Genomic DNA, 21,854 nt, shown 5'->3' with positions numbered 1-21,854 from the left:
TGTCTCCCAAGTCCCCGCCTGCTGCGCGACGTTTCCGACTCGATCTGGCTGCGTTGGCGTCGCTCGAAGGGCGAACGAGCNACATCGTCGCTCCGCCGCCTTGCCAGATCGGCCGCAAACGCCGCTCGCGACGGCGCCGACTTGAGAGACATGCCCTACGCGTTCCACCGCAGGAGGACAGGCGTCTCCCGCTCGTGGCCCAGCACCGAGACGGTCGAGGTGTCGAGCCGGAACAGCCGGCCCTCGGAGGGCGGCAGGCCCAGCCAGCGGGCGGTGAGCACCCGCAGCACGTGTCCGTGGGCGAACACCAGGACCGGGCCGGGGGCCGCCAGCACCCGCGCGACGACGCGGTCGCAGCGCGCCGCCACCTCGTCGGCCGTCTCGCCGCCGGGAGCGCCGTGGGTCCACAGCGTCCAGCCGGGGACCTGCTCGCGGATGGACGCGGTGGTGCGCCCCTCGTAGTCGCCGTAGCGCCACTCGACGAGGTCGTCGCAGACCTCGGCATCGGGGAAGCCGGCGAGCTCGGCGGTGTGCCGGGCGCGGCGCAGCGGGCTGGTCAGCACCTCGGCGTACGCCGACGGGTCGATCCGGGCCGCGACGTCGTGCGCGCCCTGCTCGCCCTCCGGCAGGAGCGGGAGGTCGGTGGTCGAGGTGTGCTGCCCGGACACGCTCCACTCCGTGGCGCCGTGGCGGACGAGGGTCACGGAGTCGGCCATGCCCCAATCCTGCCAGCCTGCCCACCCGCGGCAGCGGGCGGTGGCAGGATCCGGGCATGGTCCCGATCGCCCGCCGCCGCCTGGCCGTCGCGGCCGCCTTCGCCACCCAGGGCTTCGTCTTCATCGGTCTGACCACCCGCCTGCCCGACATCAAGGACCGGTGGGACCTCGGCGAGCTCGGCATCTCGGGGGTGCTGCTGGGGATCGTGCTCCTCGCCGGCCTCGGCTCGGTGGTGGCCGAGCGCCTGGCCCCGCGGACGTCGAGCGCGCACCTGCTGCGCGCGGGCCTGGTCGCGGTGGGCGCCGGGGCGGCGTTGATGCTCGCGGCGCCGGCCTGGGCGGCGTACCTCCTCGGGGTCGGCGTGTACGGCGTCGCGCTCGGCGTCGTGGACGCCGCGACCAACATGCAGGCGGTCGCCATCGAGCGGCAGTACGGCCGCCCGATCCTCCCGAGCTTCCACGGCGGCTGGACGCTGGGCGGCCTGCTCGGCGCCGGCACCACCCTCGCGATGGCGGACCTCGACCTCGGCTGGTCGGCGCTGATCGGGGTCGTCGCGGTCGCGATGGCGGGCGCCGGGTTCCTGCCGCGCGAGCAGAGCGCGGCCTTCGACCACGCGGCCGGCGGCGAGCTGCCGGGCGTCCCGTGGCGCCCGATCCTGATGGTCGGCCTCGGGATGGTCGTGTTCTACATGGTCGACACCGCCGCCCAGACCTGGGGCGCGGTCTACATCGACGAGGTGCTCGACGCCCCGTCCCGCTGGGTGGCGCTCGCGACCCTCCCCTACCTCGTCGCCAGCCTGCTCGTGCGGCTGGCGGGCGACCACCTCGTCCAGCGGTACGGCGCCGTCCCGGTCCTGCGCGTGGGCGCGGTCGTCGCCTCGGCGGGCCTCGTCGTGGTGACGGTGGCGCCGACGTGGCCGGTCGCGGTGCTCGGCTTCACGATCGTCGGCACCGGCATCTCGGTCGTGGCTCCGCTGAGCTTCTCCGCCGCGGCGCGGATCGCCGGTGGCTCGGTCGAGCGGGTGGACGCGGTGATCGCGCGCTTCAACCAGTTCAACTACGTCGGCGGCCTGCTCGGCGCGGTGCTCACCGGCGTGGTCGGGCAGGACGAGCTGCGCTACGGCTTCGTGGTCCCGACGGTGCTCGTGCTGACGTTGCTGCCGCTGGCGCGGTGGTTCGCGAGCGCGGCCGCGACGCGCGACGCCGAGGTCAGCCCAGGTACGCCGTCAGTGCGTCCCTGAGCCCGATCCGGGCCTCGTCGACGTCGACGTAGCCACCGAGGTCGCCCTCGGCGAAGAGCCCGCGCAGCGCGCCCGGGAGCAGGTGGCGCACCCGCATCAGCTTGCCCGCCTCGATGCCGAGCCCGGCGAAGGACCGCTCGCACAGCGCGGCCCACTCCTCGTCCCAGCGCGCGATCGCCTGCGCGGTGCGGGGGAAGCCCTCCTCCAGCTGTTCGCGGCGGTGCGGCAGCCCGGCCCGCAGCTGGTAGAACGCCACCGCGCTGGGCAGCTGCACGGCCCGCCACATCAGGTCGACGACGGCGTCCACGCGCTCGGTGATGCCGGGGTGCGTGGGCACCGGGATCGCGGCGAAACCGGCCTGCCCCGCGATGTGCTCGAGGACCGCGGCCCACAGGCCGTCGGCATCGCCGAACTGGTGCTGGATCGTGCCCCAGGTGGCGCCGGCGCGGCGGGCGACGGCGTTCGCGCTGACCGCGTCAGGGCCGCCCTCGGCGAGGCAGTGGACCGCCTCGCGCAGCAGCAGCTTGCGGGTCTCGCGACCACGCCGGTTGAGGCGGGTGCCCTTGGCGCTCATCACGGTGCCGGGCGGTGACTCCGTCGAGACGTCCACACCCGGCATCATTTCACCCCCGTCCGGGGCGGCAGACCCGGCACGCGGTGAGGTGGGCGTTCGCCTCACCGACCGGGGCCAGGTCGTCACGGTGGGCGATCAGCGCGCAGTCGCGGCGGTGCATCGTCGTACCGCCTCCGGCGACGACGGGGATCGCACCCAGGTCGACGCCCTGCGCGTCCGTGGTGGCTCCGGTCGCGGAGACCTCGGCGAGCAGCAACAGGGTGTCGGCCAGCCGCTTCGACGACTCGCGGCCGTCGGCGGCGATCCGCGCCAGCCACGCGCCGAAGTAGAGGAAGCCGCCGCAGAAGGTCAGGCCGAGGCCGAGGAGGCCACCGGAGACGAGGTAGGACAGCTGGTCGTACTGGTAGGGCGTGTTCGCGGCGCCGTACCAGCCGAGCACGATGACCACGAGGCCGAGCGGGAGCAGGATCGCGCCGACCCAGAACAGCACGACCTGCAGCAGCGCGGCGTTGTCGTTCTTCAGCGGCGCGATGCCGGAGCGGGACTGGCCGGCCCGCGGCATGGTGCCGAGGCTGCCGGTGCGGGCGCCGCTGGCTGGGGTCGAGGAGGCAGTCATGGCGTGTGGCCCTTTCGATCAGGCTTTGCGGAGGTCGGGGAGGCCGCTTTCGAGGCCGTGGGCACAGGGAGCGCCGGCGCCGAGCGCGGCGACGCCGAGCCGGCGGAACCAGCTGCCCGCGACGGCCGCGAGGGCGAAGGCCGCGATCAGGAGCATCCCCGGGATGGAGTAGAGGTCGGGCAGTCCGGAGCTGGCCGGGGCCGCGTCGACGAGGTCGGTGACCGGCGTACCGGCGGCGGGCGTCGGGGCGGCGCCGGCCGGGGTCGGCGCGCCCGCGACGGGCGGTACGCCGACCGAACCCTGCGCCGGCTTGGGCGAGGAGGCCACCGGCGGGGTCACCGTTCCGGGCGTCACCGGGGTGATCGAGATCGGCGGCACCGTGTCGGCCGTGGCGCGGGCGATGCCGAGCGTCAGCACGATCTTCGGCGACAGCGACCCGAGCCCGGAGAGCACGCCCTTGAGCGTGGCCGCCTGGCCGGGCAGGTCGGGGATCAGCTTGGTGATCGAGCTCAGGGGCAGCGCCTTGAGGAGCGGCGAGAGCAGCTTGGTCTCGATGATGACCTTCAGGGCCGCGGACTCGCTGGTGGCCTGGTCGCCCTCGACCGTGCGGACCGGCTTCGGCACCACGAACGTGATGCCGAGCTGCTGGAGCGCGTCGGCCGGCAGGTCTGAAAGGCCCGGGATCGGCGTGGTCTTGCCCGAGACGATCGCGCCGTCGGGACCGATGCCGAACTCCTGGCCGGCGATCACCATCTTGCCGTAGACGGCCTTGCCGCTCGCCTTGGCGGTCTTGCCGTCGGTGGTCACCTTGGCGACCGTCTCGACGCCACCGAGCGTGATCAGGCCGCCGAGCAGCCGGACCTCGCCGAGCGTGGCGCGGGAGGCCGCGTTGACGGGGCCCTTCGTGGCGTCCATCCTGCTGACCGACACGTAGCCGTCGACGTCGGCGATCATGCCCAGCGGGTTGCCCGGGGCCGATGCCTTCTTCGCGCCGCCCAGGAGGCCCTGGAGCTGGTTGGCCAGGTCGCCGAGCGGGTTGCCCGTCGTACCGCCTCCGGTGCCTTCGTCGGCGTCCGGCCCGAGCACCACGCCGTCGGGGGTGAAGCCGGTCTCGGCGATCGCGGTGCGGTCGCCGGACGTGGTCTGCTGGATGGACCCGGGGATCTTGTTGTCCTTCTGGGTCGGGGTGTCGCCGGGGTACTGCGAGTTGACCTGGACGGGGTACCCGTTGGCGGTGAGCGGCGTCGGGGGCAGGCCGAGCTGCTCGGCGAAGGTCTTGAGGCCCTCGCCGACCGGGTCGCCGGGCCAGAACAGGCTGGAGCGACCGGTCGACATGCCGGAGTCGGCCTTCACCTTGCTGTAGCCCATGTCGAACTCGAGCTGCGCGATCCCGGCGTCGACCGGGATCGGCAGGCTCGGCTCGTAGACCTCGATGCGGATCGGCGTCGACCACGCGGTGGTGGTGAAGCCGCCGTAGGCGGGTGCGCCGTCCTCGGCCTGCGCCGCCTGACCTGTCAGCCCCGGGGCGCCGGTCAGCGGCAGGGTCGAGGCGAGGATCCCGCCGGTGATCAGGAGTCGGGTACGACGAGTCGTGCGGGTCATGCTGCCCCTCCCAGGATGACGTCGGCCATGGTGTCGAGGATCTCGCCGGGCTCACCGGTGGCCACGATGCGACCGCCGGACATGACGGCCGCATAGTCGGAGACCCGCAGCGCGGTGCGGGCGAACTGCTCGATGCAGAGGATGGAGACGCCGGACTCGGCGATCCGGGCGACGGTGTCGTAGAGCTCCTCGACGATCAGCGGCGCCAGGCCCATCGAGAGCTCGTCGAGCAGCAGCAGCGCCGGGTCGGACGCGAGCGCCCGCGACATCGCCAGCATCTGCTGCTCGCCGCCGGACATCGTGCCGGCGAGCTGGTTGCGCCGCTCGTGCAGCCGCGGGAAGTAGCTGTAGGCGGTCTCCAGGATCGCCGCGGTCGGTACGCCGGCGTACGACATCAGGCGCAGGTTCTCCTCGACCGTGAGGTTCGGGAAGACCGACCGGCCCTCGGGGACCGTGCAGAGGCCGACGCGCGCGAGGTCGTCGGACTTGGCGTTGCGCACGTGCACGCCGGCGAGGTGGATGTCGCCCGACGTGGCCTCCTTCTGGCCGCTGATCACCTTGACCAGGGTGGACTTGCCGGCGCCGTTGGGGCCGAGGAGCGCCATGACCGCGCCCTTCGGGACCGACAGGTCGACGCCGCGGAGGACCTCGATGCGCCCGTAGGCGGCGTGCAGGTCGACGACGTCGAGGATGGGGACGCTCACGACACGGCTCCCATCTCGGAGGTGTGGTCGCCCTCGTGGTCGGTCTCGGCGTACCCGAGGTAGGCGCGCTGGACCGCCGGGTCCGTGCGCACCGCGGCGGGCGTCCCGGACGCGATGATCTGGCCGAAGTCGAGGACGTGGATGTCGTCGCAGACGGCCATCACCAGGTCCATGTCGTGCTCGACCATGAGGATCGCCGCGCCCTCGGCGGCGAGGTCCTTGAGGAGCTCGCCGAAGGCGTCGGTCTCGGTCTCGTCGAGGCCGGAGGACGGCTCGTCGAGCAGCAGCAGCTGCGGGTTGCAGGCCAGCGCCCGCGCGAGCTCGAGCAGGCGCGCGGTGCCGGTCGGCACCGAGTCGGCGCGCTCGTCGGCGTACTCGGCGATCCCCACACGATCGAGGAGGACGTCGATCTCGAGCGACGTGCGACCGGAGGGCCGCACCCACGCGAGCGGGCCGCCGTGGATGTCGTGGGCGACCCGGACGTTGTCGCGGACGCTCAGTGAGCCGAACGCCTCCAGGCGCTGGAAGGTGCGGCCGATGCCGTGCTTGGCGCGCTTGTGGACCGGCCAGCGGGAGACGTCGCGGTCGCGGTAGCGCACCCGGCCCGACGTCGGGCGCTGCAGGCCGGTGATCACGTTGAAGCAGGTGGTCTTGCCCGCACCGTTGGGACCGATCAGGCCGGTGATCTGCCCGCGCTCGGCCGTGAAGTTGGCCCGGTTGACCGCGGTGACGCCGCCGAACTTCACGACGACGTCGTCGACCTCGAGCAGTGCACCCATCTCAGCTGACCCCCTGGTTCATCGGCCCGGTCATCGGCTCGGTCACGGCCTCGTCGACCCGGTCGATCGAGTGCGCGGGCGCAGGACGCCCGGGCTTGAGCAGCCCGTCGAGGCGCAACCGGAACTGCTGCTCCCACTGCGGGAGCAGGCGTCCGGTGCCCAGCCGGCCGAGCTTGAAGAGGTGGTTCGCGATCCCGTTCGGGTCGCGGCCCAGGAGCACGGCGCCGAAGCCGAGGACGGCGAACAGCAGGCCGGCCAGCGACGGCGCCGACGACTGCCACACCGGCAGCAGCATCAGCGCGGTGCCGCCGAGCATCGCGCCCGTGACCGAGGTGACGCCGAAGACGACCGCGAGCAGGAGCACCAGCAGCGACTGGAAGTAGAGGAAGTCGGCCGCACCGACCGTGCCGCGCAGGCCGGCGAACAGGCCGCCCGCGAGGCCCGCCATGCCGGCCGACAGGGAGAACAGGCCGACGCGGAACCAGCGCAGGTCGAGGCCGAGCGTGCCGCAGCCCGACGGGCTGTCGCGCATCGCGATCAGCAGCCGCCCGAGCGCACCACGGCGCAGCCACAGCAGGAACAGGCCCATCAGCACGAAGGACAGCACCATGAACCAGACGTAGGACCGGTCACTCCCGATCCGCACCCCGAGGATCGAGAGCCGCTCGGTCGCCAGCACGCCGTTGAACTTGAAGGCGTACTCGGCCTGGAAGATCATCTTGTCCATCAGCACCGCGAAGGCGAGCGTCGACAGGGCGAGGTAGAGCCCGGTCAGCCGCAACACCGGGAGCGCCACGAGGGCGCCCACGCCGGCCGCGATCAGTCCGGCCATCGCGAGACCGAACAGGTTCGGCTCGTCGAGCTTGGCGTAGGCCAGCGCGCCCACGCCGGCGAAGGTGAACTGGGCCAGGGACACGTGGCCGCCGTAGCCGGTGAGGAGGACGAGGGACAGCATCACCATCGCGTACGTCGCCGCGACCCCGATCAGCAGCACGTCGGACCGCGACACCAGCGAGATCAGCACGAAGGCGAACGCGAGCAGCACGCCCCCGGAGCCCGCCGCGCGGGTCATCGAGGGCACGGGCGCGGCGATGATGCCCTTGACCTGGCCGATGCGCAGCTGCGCCTGCGGCATGATCACGACGATCGCGAAGAGGAAGAGGGCCGGGATGACCGGGCGGATCGTCGACCAGAAGCCGTCGGTCGGCAGGTAGGCCACTGCCCACGACTCGAGGACGCCCAGGCCCATCGCGCCGGCGAAGGTCAGCGGCAGGCTCTTGAGGCGTCCGAGCATCGCGGCGGCGTAGGCGTTGATGACCAGCAGCGTCAGCGAGAAGTAGTCGAGGCCGACGACCGGCGTCAGCAGGATGCCGCCGAGGGCCGCGAGCGACATGCCGATCGCCCACGCCAGCGCGGCGACCGTGTCGGGACGTCCGCCGAACAGCTTGAGCAGGTCCGGGTTGTCGACCGAGGCCCGCATCGCCGTACCGATCCGGGTGCGGTTGAGCAGGAGGTAGAGGCCGAGCGCGACGATGATCGAGCAGACGATCGTGATCACCTGGTGCGCGGTGATGTAGGTGTCGCCGAGCTGCCAGCCCGTCTCCGGGTAGAACGGGAGCAGCACGCGCGGCTGGGGCTTCCAGATCTGCTGGGCGAGGCCGATCAGGCCGACCAGGAGGCCGACCGTGACGACCAGGGCGACCGAGACCGGTCCCTCACCGAGGCCGCGGGTGACGAAGCGCTGGATGAACCAGCCGATCGCCGGGGCCACCACGCCGAGCACCAGGATCAGCGAGACCACCGTGGGCAGGCCCTGGCGCTGGGTGAAGTCCCAGAACGTGAAGGCCAGCACCATGCCGAAGGCACCGTGGGCGATGTTGAAGACCCGCGTCGTGGTGTAGGTCAGCACCAGCCCCGAGGCCATGATCGCGTAGGCCGCGCCCGTGAACAGGCCCAGCAGCGTGAAGGCGAACAGGGAGCTCATCGTCGACCTCTCAGCCGCCGATGCCGGAGTTGACGACCCGGCCGCACATGTAGTTGCCCGGCGAGACCTGCTGCCACTTGCCGCCCTTGTACTGGGCGACCTTCAGGCAGGGCGGGGTGTTCGCCGTCCCCAGGTTCATCGGGGTGTGCGCACCGTTGCCGGACCAGCTCGTCGTGCTGCGCACCGCCTGCACCAGCGAGGCGCGGTCGAGCTTGCCGCCGAGGGCGACCGCCTTCTCGACGAACAGGCGGGTGGCCGACCAGGCGTAGAGGCCGTAGTAGTTCGGGACCGCGCCCGGCTTCACCTGCTGGAGGTAGGACAGGTAGAGCTGGATCTCGGCGTTGTTGCGGTTCTCGAACAGGTCGTTGGCCGAGTAGATGTAGACGTTGTCGGCGAGGCTGCCGGCCTGCTGGAGGTAGCGGGCGTCGTAGATCGTCGGGTCCTGGAGGAAGAAGTCCGGCTTGAAGCCCTGCTGCTGCATGGCCTGCTGGAGCTTCACGGTGTTCTGGTACGGACCCTGGTAGGCCACGGCCTTGATGCCCTTGTCCTTCATCTGCTGGACGTAGGGCGCGAAGTTGAACTCGGCCACGTCGATGCCCTGCAGGTACTTCACGTCCCAGCCGGCACCCTTCTCGTAGCCCGCCGCCATGCTCTTGGCGTTGACCGGGGCCGCGCCGGCGTTGATGTAGAGGACGGCTGCGTTCTTGACCGCGCTCGGGTACTTCGAGCCGAGCCACTTGGCCGCCGAGTCGGGGATCAGGTTCGTCCGGATCGAGTACGCCGCGAAGCAGGTCTTGCACGCCTGGCGCTCCGGGTTCACCGTGACCGCGCGGAGGTCGGGGAGACCGCAGCTGTTGGCCGTGCCGGCACCGCCGCTGTCGAAGGCGGACATCGAGCCGACCGCCGCGAACGCGTTGTCGCACGCCTTGACGTAGCCCTGCTGGTCGGCACCGGCGTCGGCGCGGCTGTCGAGGTTGACCAGCTCGAGCTTGCGGCCGCAGATCGTGTTGGAGGCGTTGAAGTACTCGATGTACGCGCGGGTCGCCTGCTGGGCCGACTCGAAGATGCCCGGCACCGGGCCGGAGATGTCGGAGATGTTGGCGAGGGTGATCGTCTTGTCGGTGATCCCCTTCTGGTTCTTGAAGCCCGCGCACGAGCCGGCCTTCACACCGCCCGACGCGGAGCCCTTGGTGCCGCCACCACCCGTGCCGCCGCCACCACCGCCGCCGCTGCCGCCGGAGCCACTGCCTCCGGCGCCGCCGTTGACTGCGGGACCACCGGTCGCACCGGCGTCACCGCCGGACGCACCGGGGTCGCCCGTACCGGCGTCACCGAGGTCGCCGGAGCCGGCGTCGCCACCGAGCGACGAGCCGTTGCCCGTGCCTCCGGAGCTGTTGCCGCCGCCGCTGGCGTCAGCGACGGTGTCCGGGTCGAGGCGGGAGCCGCAGGCGGCGAGGACGAGGACGAGCGAGGACGCGCCGATCAGGCGCGCGAGACGTACCAGAGACAAGACCCAATCCCTTCGGGGAGCTCTGCTGGGATTCACTGCCGGGACGAAGTCTCGATGAGACCTCTATCAGACTAACGGCGCCGTGTGACCCGGGTCACGCCCTTCGGAGGAAAAACTGAAACGTGTTCCACCTCGGTGTCCTCGCTCCTCGTGGAACCCGGCACCGCTCCCCCACGTCACAGGCATCATGAGGCCCATGTCAATCCCGCGCCCCGTCGTCCGCACGCTCCTCGCCCCGGCGCTCACCGCCGTGCTCGCCCTCGGCCTGTCCGCCTGCAGCCACGAGGACGACGCCACGGCCAGCGACCCGACCGGCACCGACCCGTCGCCGACCGTGACCGACGACGGCGCGCCCACGTGGCCGACCTTCGCGCCGGCTGACTACACCTACCGCCTCGAGGTGATGTGCTTCTGCCCGATGACCGGTCCGGTCGAGGTGACCGTCGCCGACGGTGAGGTCGTCTCGGCGACCGGCCTCCGCAACCCCGGCAAGGGCAGGCCGGCCCCCGAGTTCCTGCGCCTGACGATCAACGACGTGATCGCCAAGGCCAACGACCCGAGCGTCGCCAAGGCCGACGTGACCTGGCCCGACGGCCAGGACCACCCGAGCCGCGTCGCGATCGACCAGATCGAGAACGCGGTCGACGACGAGGTGACCTACGTGATCAGGGACGTGCGCGTCAGCGCGGGATGAGCGCCCAGTAGTCGAGGTCGAGCAGCACGCCCGGCGCGTACTTCCCGTCGTCGCCTCGCAGCGTCATCGACGCGTCGCGGCCCTTGGTCGCAACCAGGCGCAGCCGCAGCGCACCGACACCGGGTGCGGCCGTCTCGGCCTTGTCGAGGACCTCGGACCAGGCGTAGACCGTGTCGCCCGCGAACGCCGGGGCCGTGTGGGCGCCGGCGTTGATGGCGGCGACCAGCTGAGCGTTGGCGAGGCCGTTGAAGGACAGGGCGCGGGCCATCGAGATGATGTGGCCGCCGTAGACCAGGTTGCGGCCGTCGGGGCGGGCCTCGACGTTGAAGTGCACCTTGGCGGTGTTCTGCCACAGGCGGGTGGCCTGCTGGTGCTCGGACGCGGTCAGCGTGACCCCGTCGACGTGGTCGATCTTCTCGCCGACCTCGTAGTCGTCGAAGCGGTGCGCCTCGCCGGCCGCGGCGAAGTCGTACGCCGTGAAGTCGAGCCCGGCGGGCAGGACCAGGTCGGACGGGTCCACCACCGCCGCCAGGTCCGGTACGACGGCCTCGGGTGCCGCCGCGTCGGCGTCCCGCTTGTGGACCATCACCCAGCGGGCCCACTCCAGCGCGACCTCGCCGCGCTGGTTGGTCGCGGTGGAGCGGACGTAGACGACGCCGCTCTTGCCGTTGGAGTTCTGCTTGAGGCCGATCACCTCGGAGGTGGTCGCAAGGGTGTCGCCGGGCACGACGGGCTGGTGGAACCGGCACTCGGCGTACCCGAGGTTGGCGACGGCGTTCAGCGAGACGTCGGGCACGGTCTTGCCGAACGCGATGTGGAAGGCGATCAGCTCCTCGACCGGGTGCCCCGTCCCATCGGGTTCCGTGAGGCCGACGGACGCGGCGAAGGACGCTGACGACGGCACGGCGAACCGGGTCGGGTACAGCGAGCCGTAGACCGCTCGGTCACCCTCGGTGACGGTGCGCGGCGTCGCGTGGACGATCCGCTGGCCGACGGTGAAGTCCTCGAAGAAGTTGCCCGCGTTCGTCTTGGTCACGAGGGGTCATTCTGTCAGGTCGGCGATCAGTTTCCGCCAGACGTCGGCGACGTGATCGATGTCGTATTGACGCGAGTCGCGCAGCGCCTGCTCCCCCAGCCGGTCGCGCAGCTCCTTGCTGCTCATCAGCTCGCGCAACGCCGCGGCGAGAGCCGGTACGTCACCGTCCGGGACCAGGCGCCCGTTGCCCTCGTCGACCAGCTCGCCCGGCCCACGGGGGCAGTCGAAGGTGACCACCGGGGTGCCCTGGCTCAGCGCCTCGATGATGGTCATCGGCAGGCCCTCGTGGTGCGACGACATGGCGAAGACCTCGGCCCTCCCCAGCTCGCCCGGCATGTCGTCGGAGTTGCCGGCGAGGCTCACCGTGGTCGAGCCGGAGGCGTCGATGTGCCTCTGGAGCTCGTCCTCGAGCTGCCCCTGGCCGAGGATGCGGCACCGCCAGTCCGGGAACTCGTCGGCGATGCTCGCCCAGGCGGCGATCAGCCGGTCGAAGCCCTTGACCGGCGCCAGCCGGCCGGCGGCGACGACCGTGTTGCTGTCCCGCACCGGCCGCTCGGCCGGCCCGCGCCACGGGATCGCGTTGCGGATCACGTCGATCCGCGCGCCCGCGAAGTCACCCCGGTAGTCGCGCTGGTCGGCCTCGGTGAGGACCACGAACGCCGCGAGGCCGGGCATCGCCCGCGCGATCTTCCGGCTGCCCTGGCCGGGCTTCTGACGCGCGGGGTAGTTGAAGTGGTCCCAGCCGATCCGGACCACGCCGGGGTCGGTCAGCTCGACCCCCACCACGTGCAGCACCGGACGCGTCGACACCAGGACGTCGCCCGGCCGCAGCCGGCCGAGTGCCGTCGTGAGCGCGGCGTCGGTCAGCGCGTTGAGGTACTTGTCCTTCACCACCGCGCTCGGCTGGAACGCGAGGGCGCGCTGCTTGCGCGGGAGGGCGTCCCGGCGCCGGAAGGCCACGGGGATCAGGCTGTCGACGCGGATCCGCCGGTCGACCGCGAACGCGTGGGAGCCACCGCCGTAGACACTGATGATCTCGACCCGGTGGGTCGACACGAGCGCTCCGGCGATGTTGAGCACCGCCCGGGAGACACCACTGCGTCCATGGATGCCCATCACCAGGAAGACCACCCGCGGCCGGGGGTCGTCGTCGCGAAGGGAGCGGGTGAACGCGGCACGCAGCCGCGTCGGGGTGCGACGACTCATGGCGCCCATGAATACCCGATAAGGTGCGGGCCGTGCGGGATTCGACCAAAAGTTCTTCTGTGATGCTCTCCGTGGTCGTCCCCTGCTACAACGAGGAGGCCGTGGTCGACTCGCTGGTGACGGTCCTCAAGGACGTGCTGCCCCGCGTGGCGACCTCCTTCGAGGTGCTGCTCGTCGACGACGGCAGCCGCGACCGGACGCTCGAGCGACTGCGTGAGATCAACGCCGACGACCCCCGGTTCCGCTACCTCGCGCTGAGCCGCAACTTCGGCAAGGAGTCGGCGATGCTCGCCGGGCTGAGCCAGGCCCGTGGCGATGCCGTCGCGATCCTCGACGCCGACCTCCAGCACCCGCCGGAGCTGCTGGCCCAGATGCTCCCGCTCCTGGCCGACGGCAAGGACCAGGTGATCGCTCGTCGTACCCGCACCGGGGACAAGCCGGTGCGCACGATGTTCTCCAAGGCCTACTACCGCATCTTCAACCGGCTCATCGACGTCACGCTCGAGGACGGCGCCGGCGACTTCCGCGTGCTCAGCCGACGTGCGGTGCGCGCACTGCTCGCGGTCGGCGAGTACAACCGCTTCTCCAAGGGCCTGTTCTCCTGGATCGGCTTCGACACCGCCGTGGTCGACTACGAGAACGTCGCCCGCGCCGGCGGCGAGACCAAGTGGAGCATGCGCAGCCTGGTCAACTACGGCATCGACGGCGTGGTGTCCTTCAACTCCCGGCCGCTGCGGCTCGCGATCTACTTCGGGGCGTTCATCTCGCTGGTGGCCTTCCTCTACGCCCTCTGGGTGCTCGGCGACGCGATCATCAACGGCAACCAGGCGCCCGGGTACGTCACCACGATCTGCACGGTCGTCGGCTTCGGCGGCGTGCAGATGATCCTGCTGGGCGTGATCGGCGAGTACCTCGGCCGGATCTACCTGGAGACCAAGAACCGTCCCCACTTCCTCCTCAAGGAGAGCAGCGAGGGCCCGGACCTGACGCCGGTCGCCGTGCTGCTCGGCCAGGAGCACGAGCAGTTCATCACTCCCCCAGCGAACGAGGATCGCGCGTGATCAAGCGCCTTGCCTGGCCGTCGGCCGTTGTCATCGTCACGACGCTCTGCGGCCTGATCCCCCTGCTCGGGAGCCGCGACGTCTACCTGCGCGGTGACTCGGCGGCCCAGTTCGCGCCGACCTGGTGGTACTTCGGCACCACGGTCCGCGACAGCGGCCTCCCGATCGGGATGGACCCCAACGCCTTCGCCGGAGGCAACTACCCGGCCGAGGCCCTGTTCGGCATCTGGAACCCGGTCAACATGCTGATCTGGCTGGTCGTCTCCGGCTTCGGCAGCCTGCTGGTCTCGGTCGTGCTCGTGAAGGTCGCGATCATGGTGATGATCGCGCTCGGCGCCTACCTCGTCGCCCGCGAGTACGACGCCGCGCCGTGGGCGGCCGCTGCCGTCGCGACGGCGCTGCCGTTCTCCGGCTTCACGCTGTGGTGGGACGCCGGCTCCTGGCCGGCGGGGCTCGCTGCGTTCGCCTACGCCCCCTGGGTGTGGTGGGCCTTCCGCCGTACCCTGCGCGGGGCGATGAACCCCTGGTGGGCGTTCGTCGTCGGCGCACTCGCCATCACCCAGGGCAATCCCTACGGCACGCTGGCCGTGGTCATCGTCGGCGGCGGCCTGGTCGTCGAGGGCCTGGTCACGCGCAACCTCCCCGGCGTGCGCCGCCTGGTGCTGACCGGCGGCTGCGTCGCCGCCCTGCTCCCGCTGGTCTACCTGCCGCTGGTGCGCGCCTCCGAGCTCGCTGCCCGCGCCGACGGCCCGATGTTCGGCAACAACGGCAAGCTGCGCCCCGAGCTCGGCGACCTGCTCGGCATGAGCAGCCCGACGTTCGTGCCGTCGATCATCTCGATCACCGGCCCGACCCAGGTGCCCGTCGCCTACTTCTGCTGGTTCGTGCTGCCCCTGCTCCCCTGGTTGCAGTACCGCGTGCTGCGCGAGCGGTCCCGCGAGCTCACCGGTATCGGGGTGATCGGGCTGGTCTACCTCGCCGCGACCCTCGGCCCGTCGAACCTGTGGCTGTTCCGTTGGCCGCTGCGGCTGATCGAGTACTCCTACCTCGCTCTCGGCGTCGCCCTCGCGGTCGTGCTCAGCAAGGGCCTGGCGCGTGATCGCTGGCGGGCCCGGTCGATCGGCACCGGTGCGATCGTCGCGGCGCTGGCCTTCCAGACCTGGGCGGAGCACCCGACCCGCGTGGTGGCCTCGGTTGCTGGGATCGGCCTCCTCGCGGCCCTGAGCGCGGCCCTCGTGGTCGTGCACCGCCGCTCCACCACGTCGACGGCGCTGGTCGCCGCCGTGCTGATCGGCGGCACCGCCCTCACCCTGGGCCTGCAGGCCCGGGTCTACGAGGAGAACAACGGCGCGCGGCTCTACCACGTGCCCACGGACGTCTCGGCCCTGCAGGAGCGCTTCGGCGACCTCGACGGCCGGGTCATGCAGTTCGCCGACCTGCGCCCGCTGCAGGAGAAGGCCCAGCGCACCGGCAACGACCGCAAGCTGCGCGCCGCCTGGGACAACTTCCTCCCCGGCAGCATGTACCGCGTCGCCGGCGTCGACGCCGTCAACAACTACACCGGCATGGGCTTCGTGCCCTTCGAGAAGACGCTGTGCCTGCACTACGAGGGCTTCACGCGCCCGTGCGGCTACCAGCGCGTCTGGGAGCCGGTCACCGCCGGCGGTCCCCCGCTCGCGGATCTTCTGAAGCTGCAGACCATGGTCGTGCAGCCCAAGCAGGCCATCGGCGTGCTGCGCGGCCCCGGGTGGACCCAGCGCGAGGACGGCAAGCGCATCGTGCTGGTGCGCGACGCCCCGCTCCCCTGGCCCGACAGCGAGCTGAGCTGGGCCACCCCCGGCGTCGACGTCGCCTCTGCACAGCGCGACGGCCTGTCCGAGACCGTGCGCCTGAAGGCGGCCGAGGGTGGGGAGCTGACCTTCGCCCGCCTCGCGTGGCCCGGCTACTCGGCCACGCTCGACGGCAAGGAGCTCGAGGTCGGTCGTGACGACGCCGGGCTGCTGACCGTGGCCGTGCCGCGCGGCGCCGACGGCACCGTCGAGGTCACCTACGACCGGCCCGGACGCGCGATCTCCACGCTCGGCGTCGGCGTCGGTGTCCTGGGCGCCCTGCTGCTGGGTGCCGCGGACGTCGTCGTGCGCCGGCGGCGCCGGGCCGCCGCCCCGCAGCCGCAGACCGCCGACCCCCTGAATTGAACGATCCGGCGGTTCCCGAGGGAACCGCCGGATCGTCGGGACGACAGGGGTCGTCAGAGCTTGTAGTCCTTGAGCAGGGACCGGCCGATGATCATCTTCTGGATGTCGGAGGTGCCCTCGCCGATGAGCATGAACTTGACCTCGCGCATCAGGCGCTCGATCTCGTACTCCTTGGAGTAGCCGTAGCCGCCGTGGATCCGGAAGGAGTCCTCGACGACCTCGTTGGCGTACTCCGAGGCGACCATCTTGGCCATGCCGGCCTCGACGTCCATCCGCGCACCGGTGTCCTTCAACCGGGCGGCGCGCACCATCATGGTGTGCGCGACCTCGACCTTGGTCGCCATCTCCGCGATCCGGAACAGCACCGCCTGGTGCTCCGCGATGACCTTGCCGAACGTCTTGCGCTGCTGGGCGTAGGCCACACCGAGCTCGAAACCACGCCACGCCAGGCCGCACGCACGGGCAGCCACGTTGACCCGGCCGACCTCGACGCCGTCCATCATCTGGAAGAAGCCCTTGCCGGGCTCACCACCCAGGATCTGGTCCGCGGCGATCTGGTGGCCCTCGAGGATGAGCTCGGTCGTCTCGACACCCTTGTAGCCCATCTTGTCGATCTTGCCGGGCACGGTGACGCCCTGGGCGGTCTCCCCGAACCCGGCCTCCTTCTCGACGAGGAAGGTGGTCATGTTCTTGTAGACCGACTCCGCACCCTCATCGGTCTTGGTCAGCAGCGCGACCAGGGTCGAGGTCGCGCCGTTGGTCAGCCACATCTTCTGACCCGTGATCGAGTACGAGCCGTCGTCCTGCTTGGTCGCCTTCGTCGACACCGCGGAGACGTCGGAGCCCAGGCCGGGCTCGGACATCGAGAACGCGCCCCGGACCTCGCCGGTCGCCATCCGGGGCAGGTACTTGGCCTTCTGCTCCTCCGTGCCGTGCTGCATCAACAGGTAGGCGACGATGAAGTGGGTGTTGATGACACCCGAGACGCTCATCCAGCCGCGGGCGATCTCCTCGACCACCAGGGCGTAGGTCAGCAGCGACTCACCGAGGCCGCCGAACTCCTCGGGGATGGTCAGGCCGAACACCCCGAGCTCCTTGAGCCCGTCGATGATGTCCTGCGGGTACTCGTCAGCGTGCTCGAGCTCCTGCGCGACCGGAATGATCTGCTCGTCCACGAAGACACGAACGGCCTTCAGGATCTCGGACTGGTCCTCACTGAGGCCTTCGGTCTGGCAAAGCCGGGTCATCTGCGTTCCCTTTCGCTGGTGGTCCGCGTGGAACTGTACCGGCGAGTAGGCACGCTGGCGCCGCCCTCTCGGGCGCTGAGCACCCGGAGTGAGGCAGGTCACCGACCAGCCCGCCGACCACGCACCGGCGGGGTTCAGACCGAGTGGTTCAGAGCGAGCGGCCCGCGGCCCGGAGGAACGGGACGAAGAGCCGGTCGTAGCTCGGCTTGTCGATCGTGACCGTCGCCCGGGTGACCCGGGTATAGGACTCCCGGGTGAGCGCCCGGTTGGCGTCGATCCGCAGTGCGCGGATCCCGCCGCTCGCGCTCACCATCGAGCTCGCCGCCGGCAGGCCGTTCTCGAACCACGCACGCTGGTGGGCGACCCACGACTTCGCCCTGACCCGGGTGCCCAGCAGCTTCACCAGTCGCTTCTCGACCGCCGACATCCGGAGGCCGGAGGTCAGCAGCTGCACGTGGACGCCGCGCTGGCGCGCCTTGATGATGGCCTGCTCGATCCCCGGGAGGTCGAGGCGACGCGAGGCGAGGTGGACCACGGCGCCCTCGGGAGCGAGGTTGATCGACTTGATCACCAGGAACGCGATCGCCCGCGGCGAGGTCGTCGGGTTGGAGCGGACCGTCCCCGGCGTGAACGCCGCGGCGCTCGTGCCGGTCAGCTTGACGTCGGCGCCCAGCAGGCGGTGGTCGGAGTTCAGCTCCTGCACCCACGCCCGGTCGACGGCGAACTGGCTGACCGAGGACAGCAGGACGTAGTCGATGGTGGAGCCACGGTAGTCACCGGTCGACAGCGCCGTGCCCGTGACGTCGTAGACGGGCGCCATGTCCAGGCTGGCCATCAGGCTGCGCGGGTAGTCGGTCCGCGACTTGTAGTTGACGTTGAGGTCGCCGCCGACGAGCACCGGCCCGTGCGCCCGCAGGGTCTTCACGAGCTGCCCGAGCCTCTTGAGCGAGGGCTCGATCAGGTCGACGGTGTACCCGGACCGCGGCGCGAAGTGCGTGGACACGACCGAGATGCGCTCACCGAGGTTGCTCTGGAGGGACACCCAGTTCGCGTAGCGGATGCCGCGCTCGAACTCGTTGCTCGGCTGCACCCGCCGCTTGTTGCTGATCAGCCAGGTTCCCTGCGCGACCATGTTCCAGCGTGCCGTGTTCCAGACCACCGGGGTCTCGCCGGTGAAGTTGCCGGGCGTGCGCCACATCGCGTAGCCGTCGCGGACCAGCCAGGAGTCGGGCCGATAGGTGACCTCGTTGAACGTGATGAAGTCCGGCTTCTGCGCGTAGGCCCGGGCGATGTCGGCCTTCGTCTCGGCGGTGGCCATCCGGGACTTGATGTTGGCCTGCACGATCCGGATCGGGGCGGAGGTCGGGACGTCCGAGCGAAGGGCCGACGTGTCCGTCGCCGCGAGGCGGACCCCCGGCGCCGGGAGCAGCACCAGGGCGAGTCCCAGAGCCGTCACTGCGGCCAGGAGCGTCCCTCGGACGGCTCGGGTGGTGGATCGCAAGGAAGACATCGGGCCACTCCAGGAGGCTTCGTAACACTGGTGCTCAGGAATCACACCAGTCGCATCGACCCCGTGGCAAGGCCGCCTGAGTAACTACAAGCTTGTAGTTCTCCGGGGGCCGTTCACGGCTCGCCCGAGCCGGCGCCCGACCTACTCCCGCGGGCCCTCGGAGCCGCGCACGCGGCGCTCCAGGAGCGGCACCAGCTGCTGCTCCAGCTGCCCGAGGAGCTCGTGGAGACCGGCACCCAGGACGGCGTTCTCGCGGACCGCCGTCTCCAGCTCGTCCACGCGCGCCCGCTGGCGCCGGACCCGCAGGAGGCCGGTGACCTCCGCGGCGTGGCGGGCCCGCGAGCGGAGCTGCTCGGCGGGGCTCACAACGACTCCGCGCGGTACTTCCGCAGCGCCGCGACCGTCACGGTGCCGTCCTGCACGTCGGCAGGCAGGAGCAGCTCGGTCACGACGTCCTGCAGCATCGCGACCCGCTGGTGCAGCGCACGGCCGGCCGCGACCTCGGCCTCGAGCTCCTCGATCCGCTCGCGCAGCCGGTCGTCGGCCCGGTCGACCGCGGGCGACGTGACGCGGGTGGCGATGCGGCGCAGCCGGCCGCCGGCCGGGGCTTCCGCGGCCGGCGTACCGGCGCGGCGCGGCGAGGCGGTCGCGTCGGAGCGCCAGGCGAGCAACAGGGCGAGCAGCGCGTCGAGTGCCGCCTCGAGCACCTCGGCGTCGGCGACGTCGCCGGAGAGCCGCCCCGTCGGCCGCGTCGCGCGCAGGTCCTCGAGGTCACCGTGGATCACGTGGCCGGAGGCCGCCAGGGCCGCGATGGCCGCCTCGGCGCGTTCGGTCGCCTCCGCGAACTGCCGGTCGGTCATGCCCAGCGGCTCGTCGTCGCGCTGGGCGATGACGCGGTGCGCGAGCGTGTCACGGAGCCAACGGGCGCGCTCGCGGCTGTTGTCGAGGGGCGCCCCGAGCCGCGAGTTGACGCGACGCAGGAGCTCGGCGCCGACGGCGCCCAGGGACTCGTTGACGCGCGGCAGGGCGAGGTCGACGTCGATCCCGTCGATGCCGCAGGCCGCGGCGAACCGACGCCACAGCTCCGTCGGGTCGCCGGCGCTCCGCGGCACCGTCACGACGTGGACCCGGTCAGCAGCCAGCCCCGCGCCCCAGCGCTCGGCGACGCTGGTCGGGTCGGTGGTCCGCCAGCCCCACTCGCTGCGCGGCGCCTCCGCCTTCGGCGGCTGCCACTCCTCGAGCGGCGTGGTGAGGCCGAACTTCAGCCGCTCCTGCCAGGCCGACGGCACCGACCGTGCCAGGTCCCGCGAGGTGATGACGACGTGGACGTCGATTCCCTCCAGGTCGGCGATGGCCGCGGCAGCCTGCTCGGCCGAGGCGGCCGAGAACAGCTCGTAGCTCAGGATCGCGGTGTCGCCCTGCCAGTCACGGATCTCGCGCACCAGCCGACCCCACTGGTCCTGGCGGTCGGCGGGCAGCTTCTCCCACCGCGGGTCCTGCCGGACCTGGAGAGCGGCCTGGACACGGCTGCCCTGGTTGCGGCCGACGACGAGGACGCCGGCGTCGGCGAGCTTCCTCCGGTTGCCGTCCAGGATGCGCTGCAGGTAGGTCGTGCCGGACTTCGGCGAGCCGACGTGCAGGTAGACGGTGCGGGTCATGCTGGGTGTCCCCCTCGTGCCGGGATGTCGATCGTCATGCGCCAGGTGGCGGGTGGCAACACGCTGCGGGCCTCGATGGTGCGCTCGGCCTCGGCGGTGCCGTCCTCCGATCGGACCACTCCCCCGATCGCCTGCGCGGCACGTCGGGCGTCCTCGGGACCGGTCGGCCAGACCCGGCCACCGAGCTCCTCGCCGCGTCGTCCGATCGACGGTCGGGACCAGGCTTGCGACTCGAGGTGGATGGTGCCGCCGCGCCGCAGGGCCATCGCCGCCAACGCCCAGAACTGGTCGCGACCGACGGGTGCGAGCGCCTCGAGCAGCTGGCGGGCGTACACCGCCTGCTCGCCCTCGTGGCGCGAGACCAGGGCCCCGCGGGACATCACGTCGCGCAGGTCGTAGAAGTTCAGCGTCACGCGGGACAAGCCGGCCACCTCGGGCCACGCACGGCGGGCCGGCAGGGCGTAGTCGAAGGCGACGGTCTGGAACCCGCTCCCGGCGAAGTGGAGGGCGTCGTCGCCTGCGCCGGTGCCGATGTCGAGCACGCGGGTGCCCGGCGCGAGTCGCGCCGCGACGTCCTGGGCGAACGCGGAGGGGCCGGGCCGCCGGCTCGCGCCCTCCCGGTTGAAGGCCTGCCACTCCCGGCGCTGACGCCAGAACTTGCCGAACCAGCCGTCGAAGCGCTGCTCGACCTCGGGGCCCGGCTGGTGCCGGAAGGACGGGTCGGGGACCCGCCAGTTGGGCCCGTAGGAGATCTCGAGGATCTTCGCGTGGTCCGCGGGCGCCGGAAGGGTGCGGCCCTCGAACTCCATCGGCTTCAGCGGGAGCAGCTCGTCACGCGCCACGGGAGTGCGCACCGTCGCGGTCTCGTAGAAGTTCCCGTCGAAGAAGAACGTCGTGTAGACGTCGATGCCGGCGCCGGCGCCGTCCGGGGTGTCGAGCTGGACGGTGAGGAAGCTCCCGGTCCGCATCTGCAGGCGCATCCCCGCGGCGCGCAGGGCGCGGGCGATCTCCCAGAGCTCGCGCTGCATCTGCGCCGGGGTGGCCTTCTCCGAGAGGTAGCACAGGTCGACGTCGGAGTCGTGGCCGATGCCCTTGCCCTGCCGAGCGGCCCCCAGCAGCGTGCCGAAGGAGATCCAGGCACGGACACCGCAGACGTTCTCGAGGACGTCGATGATCCGCAGCGACTCGTCGGCCAGCAGGCCGAGCAGGCCCTCGGGCCGGGTGTCGAAGGGACGCTGCAGGAGCCCCCACTTGTCGACGATCAGCGGTAGGCCGTGCTGGTCACGCATCGTGACCGGCGAGTCGTCGTCCGTGAACACGACGCGATTGGCGAAGAGGGTCTTCCCCTCGGCGGTGACGACACGGACGTCGGACCAGCCGTTCAGGAAGGGCCGCAACCGCTTCGGCCAGGACACGTCCGTCTTGCCCGGCTTCTCCGCGGAGAACGACCAACCGCGGTGGTCGCCGAAGAACACGTCCGCCGACCCGGTGAACGCCGCGGGGAAGTGCACCCCCGCGGCG

The 21,854-nt window shown here is 71.5% G+C and carries 19 protein-coding genes; 4 read left to right on the top strand and 15 right to left on the bottom strand.

The features are described from left to right. Positions 1-155 precede the first annotated feature (155 nt). A complete protein-coding gene (locus ASE20_RS09210; protein WP_056894263.1) occupies positions 156-716 on the bottom strand; it encodes a histidine phosphatase family protein in 561 nt (186 codons plus the stop codon). A 56-nt stretch (positions 717-772) separates the two neighbouring features. On the opposite strand from ASE20_RS09210, the gene ASE20_RS09205 reads away from it, so the two are divergent. Further along, complete coding sequence (locus ASE20_RS09205) at positions 773-1,957, top strand: MFS transporter (protein ID WP_056894262.1); 1,185 nt, start codon at positions 773-775, stop codon at positions 1,955-1,957. Here the strand turns inward: ASE20_RS09205 and ASE20_RS09200 are convergent. The 7 genes from ASE20_RS09200 to ASE20_RS09170 are packed head-to-tail and all read right to left on the bottom strand — an operon-like array spanning position 1,926 to position 9,726. Then, entirely contained in the window at positions 1,926-2,567 is a 642-nt protein-coding gene (locus ASE20_RS09200; RefSeq protein WP_200952753.1) for a TetR/AcrR family transcriptional regulator, read from the bottom strand. The two genes, ASE20_RS09205 and ASE20_RS09200, sit on opposite strands and share 32 nt — an antisense overlap. 13 nt (positions 2,568-2,580) lie before the next feature. After that, positions 2,581-3,147, bottom strand: coding sequence for a hypothetical protein (locus tag ASE20_RS09195; RefSeq protein WP_056894261.1), 567 nt, complete (start codon positions 3,145-3,147; stop codon positions 2,581-2,583). A gap of 18 nt (positions 3,148-3,165) precedes the next feature. After that, positions 3,166-4,749 (bottom strand): choice-of-anchor P family protein, encoded by a 1,584-nt coding sequence (locus ASE20_RS09190; RefSeq protein WP_056894260.1) that lies wholly within the window; start codon positions 4,747-4,749, stop codon positions 3,166-3,168. Continuing rightward, complete coding sequence (locus tag ASE20_RS09185; protein WP_056894259.1) at positions 4,746-5,453, bottom strand: ABC transporter ATP-binding protein; 708 nt, start codon at positions 5,451-5,453, stop codon at positions 4,746-4,748. The genes ASE20_RS09190 and ASE20_RS09185 overlap by 4 nt, the downstream gene beginning before the upstream one ends. Next, entirely contained in the window at positions 5,450-6,232 is a 783-nt protein-coding gene (locus ASE20_RS09180; protein ID WP_056894258.1) for an ABC transporter ATP-binding protein, read from the bottom strand. Before ASE20_RS09180 ends, ASE20_RS09185 begins: the two co-directional genes overlap by 4 nt. Position 6,233: 1 nt before the next feature. Beyond that, on the bottom strand, positions 6,234-8,216 hold the full coding sequence (locus tag ASE20_RS09175; RefSeq protein WP_082612278.1) for an ABC transporter permease: 1,983 nt from the start codon (positions 8,214-8,216) through the stop codon (positions 6,234-6,236). Positions 8,217-8,226: 10 nt separating this feature from the next. Beyond that, positions 8,227-9,726, bottom strand: coding sequence for an ABC transporter substrate-binding protein (locus ASE20_RS09170; RefSeq protein ID WP_056894257.1), 1,500 nt, complete (start codon positions 9,724-9,726; stop codon positions 8,227-8,229). Positions 9,727-9,922: 196 nt separating this feature from the next. Here ASE20_RS09170 and ASE20_RS09165 point away from each other — a divergent pair, with 196 nt between their 5' ends. Then, positions 9,923-10,420: a DUF6174 domain-containing protein gene (locus tag ASE20_RS09165; protein ID WP_056894256.1), complete on the top strand. Its 498-nt coding sequence runs from the start codon at positions 9,923-9,925 to the stop codon at positions 10,418-10,420. Here ASE20_RS09165 and ASE20_RS09160 read toward each other — a convergent pair. Next, the gene (locus tag ASE20_RS09160) at positions 10,407-11,456 is read right to left on the bottom strand and encodes a MaoC family dehydratase (protein ID WP_056894255.1); all 1,050 of its coding nucleotides are present in this window, start codon (positions 11,454-11,456) and stop codon (positions 10,407-10,409) included. The two genes, ASE20_RS09165 and ASE20_RS09160, sit on opposite strands and share 14 nt — an antisense overlap. 6 nt (positions 11,457-11,462) lie before the next feature. Then, positions 11,463-12,662: a glycosyltransferase gene (locus ASE20_RS09155; RefSeq protein ID WP_162260991.1), complete on the bottom strand. Its 1,200-nt coding sequence runs from the start codon at positions 12,660-12,662 to the stop codon at positions 11,463-11,465. A 62-nt stretch (positions 12,663-12,724) separates the two neighbouring features. On the opposite strand from ASE20_RS09155, the gene ASE20_RS09150 reads away from it, so the two are divergent. Beyond that, a complete protein-coding gene (locus ASE20_RS09150; protein ID WP_200952767.1) occupies positions 12,725-13,723 on the top strand; it encodes a glycosyltransferase family 2 protein in 999 nt (332 codons plus the stop codon). Further along, positions 13,720-15,918, top strand: coding sequence for a hypothetical protein (locus ASE20_RS09145; protein ID WP_056894252.1), 2,199 nt, complete (start codon positions 13,720-13,722; stop codon positions 15,916-15,918). Before ASE20_RS09150 ends, ASE20_RS09145 begins: the two co-directional genes overlap by 4 nt. 53 nt (positions 15,919-15,971) lie before the next feature. Here ASE20_RS09145 and ASE20_RS09140 read toward each other — a convergent pair whose 3' ends face one another. The 5 genes from ASE20_RS09140 to ASE20_RS09120 form a co-directional block, all read right to left on the bottom strand. Next, positions 15,972-17,165, bottom strand: coding sequence for an acyl-CoA dehydrogenase family protein (locus tag ASE20_RS09140; protein ID WP_056894251.1), 1,194 nt, complete (start codon positions 17,163-17,165; stop codon positions 15,972-15,974). A 148-nt stretch (positions 17,166-17,313) separates the two neighbouring features. Continuing rightward, positions 17,314-18,621, bottom strand: coding sequence for an endonuclease/exonuclease/phosphatase family protein (locus ASE20_RS09135; RefSeq protein ID WP_056894250.1), 1,308 nt, complete (start codon positions 18,619-18,621; stop codon positions 17,314-17,316). A 195-nt stretch (positions 18,622-18,816) separates the two neighbouring features. Then, positions 18,817-19,041: a hypothetical protein gene (locus tag ASE20_RS09130; RefSeq protein ID WP_056894249.1), complete on the bottom strand. Its 225-nt coding sequence runs from the start codon at positions 19,039-19,041 to the stop codon at positions 18,817-18,819. Then, on the bottom strand, positions 19,038-20,333 hold the full coding sequence (locus ASE20_RS09125) for a DUF6752 domain-containing protein (protein WP_056894248.1): 1,296 nt from the start codon (positions 20,331-20,333) through the stop codon (positions 19,038-19,040). The genes ASE20_RS09130 and ASE20_RS09125 overlap by 4 nt, the downstream gene beginning before the upstream one ends. Beyond that, positions 20,330-21,844 carry an SAM-dependent methyltransferase gene (locus tag ASE20_RS09120; protein WP_056894247.1) on the bottom strand — a complete coding sequence of 505 codons (1,515 nt, stop codon included), beginning with the start codon at positions 21,842-21,844 and terminating at the stop codon, positions 20,330-20,332. Before ASE20_RS09120 ends, ASE20_RS09125 begins: the two co-directional genes overlap by 4 nt. Between the last annotated feature and the right edge of the window lie 10 nt (positions 21,845-21,854).

Origin of the sequence: Nocardioides sp. Root240, assembly GCF_001428825.1 — a bacterium.
Lineage (GTDB): Bacteria > Actinomycetota > Actinomycetes > Propionibacteriales > Nocardioidaceae > Nocardioides.
The sequence above is the reverse complement of the archived record's forward strand: the minus strand, read 5'-3'. Positions and strand labels throughout refer to the sequence as shown.